Below are 14,219 nucleotides of genomic sequence, written 5' to 3' on the forward strand. Positions count from 1 at the left end.
TATCCAGCATTGCTGATGAAAATCCCGCCCGAATTTACATGTTTTAAGAATTGTTTAAGGGAATTCATTTGATATGCACAGTCCGCAATATTTTCGCAACAGACGAAACACACACAGAAACATTGCGGGAACAGCCCATTGCCACGAGCTTAACCGTGCTCAATTGGCAACGGACATAACTATAAAGTTCAAGGAGATGTAATGAAGAACTCTGTATCATTGACAGCAAACGCAGTGCGCTTGGGGATTTTGGCGCTTTCCACCAGTCTGGTTTTTCCAGCTGTAGCAGCAGAACAACAACCTGTTGAACGTATTGAAGTTACCGGTTCTAAAATCAAGCGTATCGGTGAACTCTCTCCAACTCCAATCACAGTTATCAGCGGCGATACCATGGTTGATGCCGGTATCACCAACGTCGCCGGTCTGCTTGAAGAGCTGCCGTCAGCGACCACCGGCCTTTCACCTGAAACCACCAACAACAGTGTGTTCGCCAACGGTCTGAACAACGCCGACCTGCGTGGTCTTGGAACTGACCGCACCTTGGTACTGGTGAATGGTCGCCGCTTCGTGTCAGGCTCGCCAACTTCAAGTGCCGTTGACCTGAACAACATTCCTACATCTATCATCGAGCGTATTGAAATCAGTACCGGTGGCGCTTCTGCCGTATACGGCTCTGACGCAGTTGCCGGTGTGGTAAACATTGTCACCAAAAAATCCTTTGATGGTTTTGAGGTTGACGCTTCAACCAGACAGCCTTCTCAGGACGGTGGCGAATCAAGCTACGCCTCTTTTACTTTTGGTAACGAGCTGGGTAAGTTGAGCTTTATCGGTAACCTGTCTTACACCAAAGACGAGCAGCTACGCGGCGACCAACGCTCTTTTATTCGTAATGGTGTATTGTCCTACGACCATCCTGATAACGTAGATAATACCGATGGTATTCCACGTCGCACCATCTATGGTGAAGGCCAATCTTCACTGTTTGTTTACAGCAAAACCGGCGACTTTTTTGCCCCGGGTGGCCACTATGTGTTTGCCGACAATGGCGATATCCGCGAGTTTGTCGCCAACGATCCGTTTCCAGCCAGTAAAACCCCAGGCAGCCGTAACACCAACTACTACACAGGTGAAGGCGATGGTTATAACTTCCTTGAGCACAAGTATGTAAGAACCCCGCTTGAGCGTATCAACGCCATGGGTAACTTTACCTATGACTACGCCGATGACCACAGTGTCAGCCTGGAATTGCTCTACTCCGACACCCACGCCTTTGGCGAGTCTTCACCTGCATTTTTCACTTTCAGAAACCAGCGTACCGATAACCCACTGCTGACAGACCAAGCGAGACAATTCTTCGCCGACAAGGGAATGCAAACCTTTAATGCCTACTTCCTCGGCAGTGCATTTGGTAACCGTAAGTATGACCAGCAGCGCGATACAGTGCGCGCTGCTTTGAGCTTCGAAGGCGGTATTTCTGACAGCTGGAGCTATGACGCTTACGCTCAGTTCGGTCAGGTCAAACAGCACACTGAATTCCAGGGTGAAGTGTTGACAGCCAAGCTCACCGACGCCTTGGATGCCGGTCTCTACAACGGCGAAATCGTTTGTGCCAAACGTGACGCCGCCGGTAATGTGATTGGCGCGGTTGAAGGCTGTACTCCCGCCAACATTTGGGGTAAGGGCCTTGTAAGCCAAGAATCCCTCGATTACTTCTCCACTGTTGCTGAGCGTGAAGCCACCATCGAACAGACTGTGGTGGGTGCGACCGTTTCCGGCGATCTGTTCGAGCTGCCAGCAGGTACAGTCGTGAGTGCATTCACTTACGAATACCGCAAAGAAAGCTCTGTCACTGAGCCAGATGAAAACATGGCCAAAGGTCTTATCTTTGGTAACGCTTCCGAAGCTATGGATGGTGGCTTTAGCGTTAACGAAGCTGCAGTAGAAGTCTCTGTGCCACTGATTGCTGATGTGTTCCTAATCAGTGACTTGACTCTGGAAGCCGCCTACCGCTTCATGGATTACTCTGAAGTAGGTCAGGAAGATGCATGGAAAGTAAGTCTGAACTGGACTGTGAACGACGACCTGAAATTCCGATTCAACACATCCAAGTCTGTTCGTGCACCTAACATTTCCGAACTTTACAATCCGAAGGCACAAACTTACGGGAGTTTTAACGACCCCTGTGAGCAAGGCCAGATTGATAACGCAGGTAAATATAAAGACAATATCCTGGCAAACTGCCGTGCTGCCGGTATTCCTGAGGGTTGGGCACCGTCGAACGATTGGAAATCGACCAACCATCCAGGCTTCATCGTAGGTAACACCGATCTGTCTGCAGAAATCGCCAACGACATTACTATCGGCTTTGTCTATACCCCACGATATCTTGAAAACTTCTCGGTAACAGTGGATTACTGGGAATTCGATATGGAGGATATGATTACCTATCCAAGCGCCGCACAAATTGTTTCTGGGTGCTATGAGTCTGAAAGCCTGGATAACCCTTATTGCGCACTGATTGAGCGTACCCCAGGCACGCTGGAAATCGACAATTACTACCAGAAGCCCGTGAATGCCGCGACATCAAACCTTAAAGGCACTGACTTTGAGGTGAACTATGGTTTCGACTCCGGATTTGGTGATTTTGACCTGCGCTTACTCGGTACTTACCTTGAGAACCGTGAGCACAACACCACAGGTAAAGAAGAGGATTACCGCAATACCACAGGCAACTACCACAATCCTCGTCTGAAGATGCGCTTTACTGCCAACTATAGCATCAATGATTTAGGCCTGGCGTTAACCTCTAACTACCGTCATCACACCCGTTTGAGCAATGAGTGGACTCCGGAAGATAACGACTACAACGAACTGCCCTCTTATATCAAGTGGGATCTGACCGGTCGCTATAACATCACGGATGCCCTGCAGGTTCGCGCCGGTGTACTGAACCTGTTCGATGTGGAGCCACCACGTAACCCAAGTACCTACGATCAAGGTCGTTACTTCGATCTGGATGGTCGTACTTACACCCTGGGTGTGAACTACAAGTTCTAACCTTGCTCGGGGAGCCCTGGTTTCAGGGCTCCCAACCAATCTCCCAACACTTTTCTACCCTGAAACAAAAAGCCACCCGATTGGGTGGCTTTTTTATTTAGCGTGTTGGCTTAGCGGCCAATTAGCCCTGGGCTTTGTTCACGCGCTCGTGCAGTTCCTGCACCGAAGCAACCTTGTTACGGTCGTCGGCGTTGTGAGCCACACAGTTGGCGAAGGCTGCGTTCAGGGTGGTGGTGTAGTTCACCTTGTAACGCAGTGCAGCGCGGCGCAGCTGGCGTGAATCTTCGATAGCCTGACGGCCTTCGGTGGTGTTGACGATATAGGCGTATTCACCGTTCTTGATGCGGTCAAGAATGTGTGGACGGCCTTCATGCACCTTGTTCACCAGACGCGGGTTGATACCGGCTTCACCCAGTACCACGGCGGTACCGTGGGTGGCGTCCAGCTCATAGCCCAGCTCCAAAAGCTTAGCGGCCAGGTCGGCAACCTTCTTCTTGTCGCTGTTACGCACAGACAAGAGGGCGCGGCCTGAGCGTGGTACATCCTTGATAGAGGCCAGCTCAGACTTGGCATAGGCTTCGGCGAAGGTATCGCCCACACCCATTACCTCACCGGTAGAGCGCATTTCAGGGCCGAGCAGCGGGTCAACGCCAGGGAACTTGTTAAACGGCAGCACCACTTCTTTCACTGAGTAGAAAGGCGGGATAACTTCCTTGGTAAAGTTCTGCTCTTTCAGGCTCTGACCTGCCATCACACGGGCGGCAATCTTGGCCAGTGGCACACCGGTGGCCTTGGACACGAATGGCACGGTACGGGCAGCACGTGGGTTAACTTCAATCATGTAGATTTCGTTATCCTTCACGGCGAACTGTACGTTCATCAGGCCCACTACGCCCAGCTCGAAAGCCAGCTTGGTCACCTGCTCACGCATTTCGTCCTGAATCGCCTTGGACAGGGTGTAAGGCGGCAGCGAGCAGGCAGAGTCACCAGAGTGAACACCGGCTTGTTCGATGTGCTCCATGATGGCACCGATAACCACGGTTTCGCCATCACACACAGCATCGATATCCACCTCGGTGGCATCGTCCAGGAAGCGGTCCAGCAGTACTGGCGAGGCGTTGGATACGCTTACGGCTTCGTTGAAGTAACGGCGCAAGTCCTGCTCGTCGTAGACGATTTCCATCGCGCGGCCACCCAGTACGTAAGATGGGCGAACCACCAGTGGGTAACCGATCCGCTCGGCAGCAATCACAGCACCTTCAACCGTGGTCACGGTATCGTTTTCAGGCTGCTTCATGTTCAGGCGTTTGATGGCCTGCTGGAAACGCTCACGGTCTTCGGCACGGTCGATGGCGTCTGGGCTGGTACCGATAATAGGTACACCGGCAGCTTCGAGGGCACGGGCCAGTTTCAGTGGCGTCTGGCCACCGTAGTGCACGATAACGCCTTTTGGCTGCTCGATACGCACGATTTCCAGCACGTCTTCCAGAGTCACTGGCTCGAAGTACAGACGGTCTGAGGTGTCGTAGTCAGTAGAAACGGTTTCAGGGTTACAGTTAACCATGATGGTTTCATAACCGTCTTCACGCAGCGCCAGCGCGGCGTGTACACAGCAGTAGTCGAACTCGATGCCCTGACCGATACGGTTTGGACCACCGCCCAGTACCATGATCTTGTCTTTGTCAGACGGATTGGCTTCGCACTCTTCCTCGTAGGTGGAGTACATGTAAGCGGTGTCGGTGGCAAATTCGGCCGCACAGGTATCCACGCGCTTGTATACCGGGAACACGTTAAAGCGCTCACGCAGCTTGCGGATTTCGCCTTCGCTGATGCCAAGCAGTGCACTCATACGCGCATCGGAGAAGCCCTTACGCTTGAGTTTACGCAGGAAGTCGGCATCAATACCGGTAACACCCAGCTCTTTCACCTTGGCTTCCAGCTGGATGATTTCTTCAATCTGCACCAGGAACCAACGGTCGATGTTGGTCAGGGCGAAGATATCGTCCACAGACAGACCGGCGCGGAAGGCATCGCCAATGTACCAAATGCGGTCAGCGCCCGGCTCTTTGAGCTCATGGCGAATTTTCTGCATAGCATCGGCATCGCTCAGGTCGACGATAGGGTCGAAACCGTTGCGGCTTACTTCAAGACCACGCAGAGCCTTCTGTACCGACTCCTGGAAGGTACGGCCGATGGCCATCACTTCACCCACAGATTTCATCTGAGTGGTCAGACGGTCGTTGGAGCCGGCGAATTTCTCGAAGTTAAAGCGTGGCACCTTGGTAACCACGTAGTCGATGGACGGCTCGAAGGACGCCGGGGTGCGGCCGCCGGTGATGTCGTTCATCAGCTCATCGAGGGTAAAGCCCACGGCCAGCTTGGCGGCAACCTTGGCAATCGGGAAACCGGTTGCTTTAGAGGCCAGCGCAGATGAGCGCGACACACGGGGGTTCATCTCGATAACAACCATACGGCCGGTGGTGGGGCTAACACCAAACTGTACGTTGGAGCCACCGGTTTCCACACCGATTTCACGCAGTACCGCCATGGAGGCGTTACGCATGATTTGGTATTCCTTATCGGTGAGGGTCTGAGCGGGTGCCACAGTGATGGAGTCACCTGTGTGCACGCCCATGGCGTCGAAGTTTTCGATGGCGCAGACGATGATGCAGTTGTCGTTGCGGTCACGCACCACTTCCATCTCGTACTCTTTCCAACCGATCAGCGACTCGTCAATCAGCAGCTCATTGGTTGGAGACAGTTCGAGACCCTGAGAACAGATTTCTTCGAACTCTTCTTTGTTGTAGGCGATACCGCCGCCCGAACCACCCATGGTGAAGGATGGACGGATAATACAAGGGAAGCCAACCTGGTCGAGAACGCCGTAGGCTTCTTCCATGCTGTGGGCGATACCGGCGCGTGGACACTCAAGGCCAATCTTCTTCATGGCCTGGTCGAAACGGGCGCGGTCTTCAGCCTTGTCGATGGCATCGGCGGTGGCGCCGATCATCTCAACGTTGAATTCCTTCAGCACGCCTTTGGCTTCCAGCTCCAGCGCACAGTTCAGTGCAGTCTGGCCACCCATGGTGGGCAGAATGGCGTCTGGACGCTCTTTGGCGATGATGTTGCGCACCACTTCCCAGTGGATTGGCTCGATGTAAGTGGCATCGGCCATCTCTGGGTCGGTCATGATGGTGGCTGGGTTGGAGTTCACCAGGATGACGCGGTAGCCTTCCTCGCGCAGGGCTTTACAAGCCTGGGCGCCGGAGTAGTCGAATTCACAGGCCTGGCCGATAACAATCGGGCCAGCACCCAGGATAAGAATACTTTTTATGTCAGTACGTTTTGGCATTGCTTCAATCTTCTCCAGCTCGGCTTACTTGGCGTTCTTGCGATACTCTTCAATCAGTTCGATGAAATGGTCGAACAGCGGGGCACAGTCGTGTGGACCAGGGCTGGCTTCTGGGTGACCCTGGAAGCTGAACGCCGGCTTGTCTGTGCGGTGAATGCCCTGCAGCGAACCGTCGAACAGTGACTTGTGGGTCACCTTGAGGTTGGCTGGCAGCGTTGCCTCGTCCACGGCAAAACCGTGGTTCTGGCTGGTGATCATCACAGTGCCCTTTTCAACGTCACCCACTGGGTGGTTGGCACCATGGTGACCGAACTTCATTTTCAGGGTCTGGGCGCCACTGGCAAGGCCGAGGAGCTGGTGACCCAAACAGATACCGAATACCGGAATGTCTGTCTTGAGGATGTCCTGAATTGCCGCAATGGCGTAGTCACATGGCTCTGGGTCGCCAGGGCCGTTTGACAGGAACACACCGTCCGGATTCATCGCCAGCACTTCGCTGGCTGGAGTCTTGGCAGGTACCACGGTTACGTCACAACCACGGTCAACCAGCATACGCAGGATGTTGGTTTTCACGCCGTAGTCATAAGCCACAACCTTGAATTTCAGTTCGCTTTCCGGGGTATCTGCAGGCAGACCGCCTTCCAGACGCCAGCTGCCCTTGCGCCACTGATAGCGCTCGGCAGTGGTCACTTCCTTGGCCAGATCCATGCCCTTGAGGCCTGGGAAAGCTTTGGCCGCAGCCAGTGCCTTGTCGCTGTCCAAATCACCCACCAGGATACAACCGGCCTGAGCACCCTTTTCACGCAGAATGCGGGTCAGCTTGCGGGTATCGATATCGGCAATACCAACGACGTTGTTGGCTTTGAGATAATCACTGAGGGATTGGGTGGAACGGAAGTTACTGGCGATTAGGGGAAGATCGCGAATGATGAGACCACAGGCATGAACCCCATTGGATTCAGTGTCTTCATCGTTGGTACCGGTGTTTCCGATGTGGGGGTAAGTCAGGGTAACTATCTGGCGAGAATAAGAAGGATCCGTCAATATCTCTTGATAGCCTGTCATTGAAGTGTTAAAAACAACTTCTCCGACAGCAATTCCATCTGCACCTATTGCTGTGCCTGAGAACAGGGTTCCATCTTCGAGTACGAGTAAGGCAGACTTTGTCAACGCGACCTCCGAAAGAGCCAAGTCATTGTTATTTGAAGAATTTTGTCGATTTAATTACCAATTTTCCGCAAAAACACGAAATTTTGACAAATTCCAATGATTATATCTGCGAAGCTTGGCTTCGTCTATACAGTACGGTCAGAGATTATAAAAAAACCGCTCAATGGCGGTTTTTTTAATCAACTCAATCCCAATACCTGTTGCATATCGTAAAGACCCGACTTCTGATCGGCCAACCATTTGGCTGCACGCATGGCGCCATTGGCAAAGGTCATACGACTGGATGCTTTATGGGTAATTTCCAAACGCTCGCCGATATCGGCAAACATGGCGGTGTGTTCACCCACCAGATCGCCGGCGCGCACTGTGGCAAAGCCGATGGTCTGACGATCGCGTTCACCTGTGATGCCCTCACGGCCGTACACGGCCACTTTTTCCAGGTCACGCCCCAATGTTTGAGCAATCACTTCGCCCATCTTGAGTGCGGTGCCGGAAGGCGCATCTTTCTTGTGTCTGTGGTGGCCTTCGATGATTTCGATGTCGGTGTACTCACCCATCACCCTGGCCGCGACTTCCAGCAGTTTCCACATCAGGTTGACGCCCACTGACATATTGGGGGCCATCACCACTGGGGTCTCTTCTGCCAGCGCCACTATTTGTTCTTTCTGGGCATGGTTAAAGCCGGTAGTGCCAATCACAATGGCCTTGCCGTGCTTTACACACCAGTCAAGATTAATCAGCGTGGACTCCGGAGAGGTGAAATCGATAAGTACGTCGAACTGCTCGGTTACCGCATCTAGGCTATCCACCAGGCTCACGCCCAGCTTGCCCAAACCGGCCATTTCACCCGCATCAACACCAATCAAGGTTGAACCCGGACGCTCAATGGCGGCGCCGAGCACTATGCCTTCGTGGTTACCGGCCGCTTCCAGCAGTGCACGGCCCATTCGGCCGCTGGCACCAATGACGGCGACTCGCACATGTGCTGTCATCTATTGCTCCCTGAAACACAAAAAAACGCCCGAGCATTGCTCAGGCGCTTAACATCAAACGATATCCAGAAGCTCAACTTCGAAAACGAGAGTTGAGTATGGCGGGATGGAAGAGCCCGCACCACGCTCGCCATAGGCCAGGTGGAATGGCACGTACAGCTTGTACTTGGCGCCAACGTTCATCAGCTGCAGCGCTTCGGTCCAGCCGGCGATAACGCCAGATACCGGGAACTCGGCTGGCTGGCCACGAACAACAGAGCTGTCGAACACTTTACCGTCGATAAAAGAACCGTGGTAGTGAGTGCGAACAGTTGACTCGTAAGTAGGCTTGTCGCCATTGCCTTCGCTCAGCACTTCGTATTGCAGACCGGATTCAGTCACGAATACACCGTCACGCTTGGCGTTTTCAGCCAGGAAGTTTTCGCCTTCGGCGATAGCGGCTTCGGCAGCTTCTTCCTGAGCCTGTTGCAGGCGGCGGCTGATTTCGGTAAAGGCAATCTGCAGATCCTGCATGGAAACGGCGCTTTCTTTGCCGTCGAATGCATCGGCCAGACCGGCCTGTACGGCAGGAATATTCAGACCTTCAAAGGAATTGGCGGCCAGTTGCTCGCCCAGCTGACGGCCTACGCCGTAGCTCGCCTGCAGCTCAACAGTGCTGAATTTATCAGACATAATTCGGGTTCTCTCGAATGTACATGAAAATAACGGCAGGTATTCTATCACGAAATAGGCAGCCGCGGCGAAAAAGCTCTGCCTTATTTAGTAATTTGACAGTTCTTTACCCCGGCCGCTTTTGCCGCCTCATACAGGGGCAGCACTTTTTGCTCCAGACGGCTAAGTTCACTGATCCGTGTACTGTGTGAAGGGTGGGTTGAGAGTAGCTCTGGCCCCTGCTCGCCCCCCACTTTAGCCATATTTTGCCACAGCCTGGTGCCGGCTCTGGGGTCAAAACCTGCGCGGGCCATCAGTTCAAGCCCCATCACATCGGCTTCGGTTTCCTGTTCGCGGCCAAAGGGCAGAATGTAGCCCACTTGGGCTCCAAGCCCCAGCGCCGCCATATAAAGGTCACGATTGGCAATACCGCCTGCGCCCAGTGCCACATTGGCCAGCTGAAGGCCAGTGCCGGTCATCTGCGCACGGGATACCTGCTCATTACTGTGCTGCGCCAGCACGTGAGACACTTCATGGCCCAGCACTACTGCCAGTTGGTCCTGATTTTCAGCCACCTTCAAAAGGCCTGTGTACACGCCGATATGGCCACCCGGCAAAGCAAAGGCATTCACCTGGGGCGAGTCAAATACAACTACTTCCCAGCGCTGGGTGTTCCCCGGCAGTGCTGCTGTTACCCGGTTGGCCACGCAGCCCACATAGGCGTTGACCTTGCTGTCTTTACTTATCTTTTGCTGCTTTTTCATCTCTTCAAACGAAGCAGCACCGAGCTGGTCCATTTCTGATGCGGAAAACAGCAGGGTTTGGCCACGGCCTGTGGGCGATTGGTGAGTGGCACAGCCAGCAAGTAGCGCCAGCAGCGCAGCGGCACAAAGGAGTTGTTTCATTCGCTTATTCCTTTAATTACCCGTCATGATTTAACAGGAGCTCAACATGGGCACCATTCTACGCCGACTGCTGCCTCAGGCCAAATCGCCCGGGGATGCCTGTAGCGATTGCGCTCCGGGCGAGTGGACCATCCCAAAACGGCGCCGGTATTGCTCCATTGTCACTCCGGTGTGCTTCTTAAACAGGCGTCTGAACGAGCTGGCATCTTCATAGCCCACAGACCAGATCACCTTAAGACTGCTGCGACCCGATTGCTCCAGCTGCCGTTTTGCCGATTCAATACGAAGCCGCTGTAAATACTCAAGTGGTGTCTCCCCGGTCGCCGCCTTAAAGCGGCGTTTGAAGTTACGCCCTCCCATGGCGACGGCATCGGCTGCCTCTTCCACACTAATTTTCTTGTCGAAATGGCGCTTAAGCCAGGCCTCGGCACGGGCAATGCTTTCATCTTCATGATGCTTGTTGCCAGGCTCGGCAAAGGGCTGTTGCAGTTCGCGGCTCGGCTCAAGCAGCATCACCCGGGCACATAGCATCGCGATTTCCCGCCCGGCGTAGCGCTCAATCAGCCGAAGCAGCACATCATTAAAGGCGCTGAATGCGCCGCCGCAGATAAGGTCGCCATATTCCAGCAATAATCGCTCCCCGTGATAGCTGACTCTTGGGTAGCGGCGCCGAAATACCCCTTCAAGCATCCAGTGTGTAGTGGCATCACGGCCATCGAGCAGCCCGGCCTCTGCCAGCAGGAAGGTGCCACTGCAAGCGCTGGCAATAAAACTGCCGTCCCGGCTCATCTGGCGGACCCACTCGACCGCAGGCAGGGCATTCTTAAGGTAGCTATCCACATCGGCAAAGGTGGCCGAGGCAGATAAAAGGCTTGAGATAAGAATGATGTCCGGCCGCTCAATATCATCTATACCCGCATGGGGATGGATCTGCTGCCCTGTAGTGGTATCGACCGATTTGCCATCCATGGTGACTATCCTGGCGTCAAACCCGGCCCTGGCAACAAACCCAGCCTGAGCGTTATTTTTAAGCCCATGTTGCGCAGAGGCCACTTGGCCATTGCCAGACTGGATATTGGTGCTCAGGCCTGAAGAGGCCTCAGCGGATTGGTCATCAGCGTTTTGCGCCCCCTTTGATGCCGCAATACAGCGATTAGCCACATAGCAGGCATCCAGCACATTGTGCACTGAAGAGGCCATGCATCCCGGCATGGCTAACACGGCAATAGTTGGCATTTCTGGCCCCAAGTCACATTTCGCACCTTTATGGGCAAATATGACCATTATTTGCCTTAACTGCAAGCACTAGACTGGCAAGTACAAGACCGATTGAAACACTGACAAAGGAGTGCTTATGTTGACCTTATTTGGAAGCCCCAACACCCGAACCGTGAGGGCGTTATGGACATTGGAAGAAACCGCCCTGCCCTACGAGTATCGCAGGCTGGATCTGCGCGGCGGCGAGTGTCGCCAGGGCGAGTACCTCGCCATCAATCCCAATGGCAAGGTACCGGCACTGCAAGATGATGATTTGATTTTGCTTGAGACCAACGCCATTTGTTATTACATCGCCAAAGCGGCGCAAAGTCCGCTGCTGCCCGAGTGCCCCAAAACACAGGCAAAGCTGATGCAGTGGAGCGACTTTGCGCTGTCAGAGCTGGAAGTCGCGCCCTGGGGACTGATTAAAAACGAGCGTATCTACCCGGATGAGCTGAAGCTTGAGATGGCACAGCTCAAGCAAACCATGGACTGGGAAGGCATGCGGGCCCAGCAAATCCTGCTTAAAGGCATTAGCAGCAGCGGCTATCTGCTGGAAAGCGGCTTTTCCCTGGCCGACATTCACAACTGTGTGGCACTGATGATGCACTTCAAGGTTGGGCTGCAGGTGATGCCAGAGCTGATGGATTACCTGAAACGCTGCATTGACCGCCCTGCCATCGGCCGCATGGTGGAAATGGGCGAAATTGCGCCGATAAGCCTCTGATGTGCTGCTGATTTGTTCAGGGTGCCTCCTGTAAAAATTGTGTTATCTTTTAGGAAGGCACCCAATAAAAGCGTATGCGTTCCATGACAAATCAGGCCAATAACAAGCCCAAAACCCTCTACTCCAAAGACCGTGAAAAGGCAGTGTCGGGCCTGATGGCCATGGATCATATCGACCATGGCAGCGAAGTGTCGGTAGAAATCACCACCCCGCTTGGACAAAGGCTAACGGCCAACACCCATTTCATCGGTTATGACAATAAAAAGCACATCTTTTACAGCCTGCCGTCGATGAAACCCGCCGAAATGGACCTTTACCTGCAGGTGGGTTTCTGGGTGTTTGTTACCTGTATTTCCGAGCGGGCGGAAGGCGCTATCGTTAAGTTCAAAACCTGCATCGACCATGTCATCCGTACCCCGGTTGGGCTGATGATCCTCAAGCTGCCCGAGCAAGCCACCCTGTTCCAGCTTAGGGGCGAAATGCGCTATCAGCTGAATATCAATGGATTTCTGCTGACTGCACAGCGGCGGATGGAGGTGGCACTAAAAGACATTTCCATGAGTGGCTGCTGCTTTTCCTATCAGGGTATAGCGCCGGTGTTTGAGTCGGGTCAGGAGATGACCCTCGAAGTCGCATCCCCCGACAGCGGCGAAACCTTTCCGCTTTCAGGCATTATCCGTAACCGCCGGGTCCACAGGGGCCGCCAGGAATATGGCCTGCAATTTGATGATGCCGGCACCGGCAACTGTAAAAAGTTGCTCTCAAGGTTGATATTCGATGGCGCCAAACTGGTATTCCGTCAACCCAAGCCCGCTCCCAAGGCGCAGTAGCCGTTTAGTCTGCTCTGAAAAAACGATAAAAATCAGACAACAAAAAGCCCGGCATTGCCGGGCTTTTCAATTTACGGATTGGGATCAGCTGTTCAGATCCTGGAAGAACTTCTTCACCCCATCGAAAAAGCCTTCAGCCTTGGGGCTGTGTTTTTTCGACTCACCGGTGAGGCTGGCTTCAAATTCGCGCAGCAGTTCTTTCTGACGCTCAGACAGGTTGACCGGCGTCTCCATCACCACTTTACACAGCAGATCGCCCACGGCATGGCTGCGAACCGATTTCACGCCCTTGCCACGCAGACGGAACATGCGTCCGGTCTGGGTTTCGGCCGGGATCTTCAGGCTCACCTTGCCATCCAGGGTCGGCACTTCGATTTCGCCGCCAAGGGCAGCCTTGGCAAAGGAAATCGGCACTTCACAGTACAGGTTGTTGCCGTCGCGAACAAAAATCGGGTGTTCGCGCACGGTTACCTGTACATACAGATCCCCCGGTGGTGCGCCGAATTCACCCGCTTCGCCTTCACCGGCCAGACGGATGCGGTCACCGGTATCGACGCCAGCCGGAATTTTCACCGACAGGGTCTTGGTCTTCTCAACACGGCCATTGCCATGACACTTGCTGCAAGGATCTTTGATTATCTTGCCGCGTCCATGACAGGTAGGACAGGTCTGCTGCACGGCAAAGAAGCCCTGACGCATCTGCACCTGGCCCATACCATGACAGGTACCACAGGTAGTGGCAGACGAACCTTTCTTGGCACCTGAACCATCGCAGCTGTCACAGCCAACCAGGGTTGGGACTTTCAGCTCTTTGGTCAGGCCGCGTACGGCTTCTTCCAGTGACAGCTCCAGGTTGTAACGCAGGTCGGAGCCGCGGGCTGCCTGACGCTGACCACCACGGCGGCCGCCGCCGAAGATATCGCCGAACACATCGCCGAAGATATCACCGAAATCACCGCCACCACCGAAACCACCGCCACCGCGGTTGGGATCAACACCGGCATGACCAAACTGATCGTAAGCGGCTTTCTTGTCAGCATCGGTCAGGATTTCATAGGCTTCCTTAACCTCTTTAAAGCTGGCTTCGGCCTCTTTGTCTCCGGGGTTACGGTCGGGGTGATACTTCATCGCCAGGCGCTTGTAGGCCTTCTTGATTTCCCGTTCGCTGGCGTCACGGCCAACGCCGAGCACCTCGTAATAATCTCGCTTTGACATATGCTCACGCTTTCATTGCTTGGCTTGGACAAACGGGCGTGAGGGTTGCCCCTAACGCCCGCT

10 protein-coding genes are annotated in these 14,219 nt (G+C 53.9%); 3 read left to right on the top strand and 7 right to left on the bottom strand.

Going from position 1 to position 14,219, the window contains the following annotated elements; all coding sequences use genetic code 11:
- Positions 1-201 precede the first annotated feature (201 nt).
- A complete protein-coding gene (locus MJ923_RS15040) occupies positions 202-3,057 on the top strand; it encodes a TonB-dependent receptor domain-containing protein (RefSeq protein WP_240591804.1) in 2,856 nt (951 codons plus the stop codon).
- Positions 3,058-3,178: 121 nt separating this feature from the next.
- On the opposite strand, the gene carB is transcribed toward MJ923_RS15040, so the two are convergent.
- The 6 genes from carB to MJ923_RS15070 all read right to left on the bottom strand — a co-directional run bounded on the left by carB (position 3,179) and on the right by MJ923_RS15070 (position 11,363).
- On the bottom strand, positions 3,179-6,409 hold the full coding sequence (carB, locus tag MJ923_RS15045; RefSeq protein ID WP_240591805.1) for a carbamoyl-phosphate synthase large subunit: 3,231 nt from the start codon (positions 6,407-6,409) through the stop codon (positions 3,179-3,181).
- A 24-nt stretch (positions 6,410-6,433) separates the two neighbouring features.
- Positions 6,434-7,579 carry a glutamine-hydrolyzing carbamoyl-phosphate synthase small subunit gene (gene carA, locus MJ923_RS15050; RefSeq protein ID WP_240591806.1) on the bottom strand — a complete coding sequence of 382 codons (1,146 nt, stop codon included), beginning with the start codon at positions 7,577-7,579 and terminating at the stop codon, positions 6,434-6,436.
- A 179-nt stretch (positions 7,580-7,758) separates the two neighbouring features.
- The gene (gene dapB / locus MJ923_RS15055) at positions 7,759-8,571 is read right to left on the bottom strand and encodes a 4-hydroxy-tetrahydrodipicolinate reductase (protein ID WP_126167672.1); all 813 of its coding nucleotides are present in this window, start codon (positions 8,569-8,571) and stop codon (positions 7,759-7,761) included.
- 54 nt (positions 8,572-8,625) lie between these two features.
- Positions 8,626-9,243, bottom strand: a complete 618-nt coding sequence (locus MJ923_RS15060; protein ID WP_240591807.1) for a BamJ family beta-barrel-assembly machinery protein — start codon at positions 9,241-9,243, stop codon at positions 8,626-8,628.
- Between the two features lie 83 nt (positions 9,244-9,326).
- Positions 9,327-10,127 carry a M48 family metallopeptidase gene (locus tag MJ923_RS15065; RefSeq protein ID WP_240591808.1) on the bottom strand — a complete coding sequence of 267 codons (801 nt, stop codon included), beginning with the start codon at positions 10,125-10,127 and terminating at the stop codon, positions 9,327-9,329.
- 75 nt (positions 10,128-10,202) lie between these two features.
- Positions 10,203-11,363: a GlxA family transcriptional regulator gene (locus MJ923_RS15070; protein WP_240591809.1), complete on the bottom strand. Its 1,161-nt coding sequence runs from the start codon at positions 11,361-11,363 to the stop codon at positions 10,203-10,205.
- 118 nt (positions 11,364-11,481) lie between these two features.
- Between MJ923_RS15070 and MJ923_RS15075 the strand changes: the two genes are divergently transcribed.
- Positions 11,482-12,111: a glutathione S-transferase family protein gene (locus tag MJ923_RS15075; RefSeq protein ID WP_240591810.1), complete on the top strand. Its 630-nt coding sequence runs from the start codon at positions 11,482-11,484 to the stop codon at positions 12,109-12,111.
- Positions 12,112-12,185: 74 nt separating this feature from the next.
- Positions 12,186-12,941: a PilZ domain-containing protein gene (locus MJ923_RS15080; protein ID WP_240591811.1), complete on the top strand. Its 756-nt coding sequence runs from the start codon at positions 12,186-12,188 to the stop codon at positions 12,939-12,941.
- A gap of 84 nt (positions 12,942-13,025) precedes the next feature.
- Here the strand turns inward: MJ923_RS15080 and dnaJ are convergent, their stop codons facing one another.
- Positions 13,026-14,156: a molecular chaperone DnaJ gene (dnaJ, locus tag MJ923_RS15085; RefSeq protein ID WP_126167678.1), complete on the bottom strand. Its 1,131-nt coding sequence runs from the start codon at positions 14,154-14,156 to the stop codon at positions 13,026-13,028.
- Positions 14,157-14,219: the final 63 nt, after the last annotated feature.

It is taken from the genome of Shewanella zhuhaiensis, assembly GCF_022484835.1.
Taxonomy (GTDB): domain Bacteria; phylum Pseudomonadota; class Gammaproteobacteria; order Enterobacterales; family Shewanellaceae; genus Shewanella; species Shewanella khirikhana.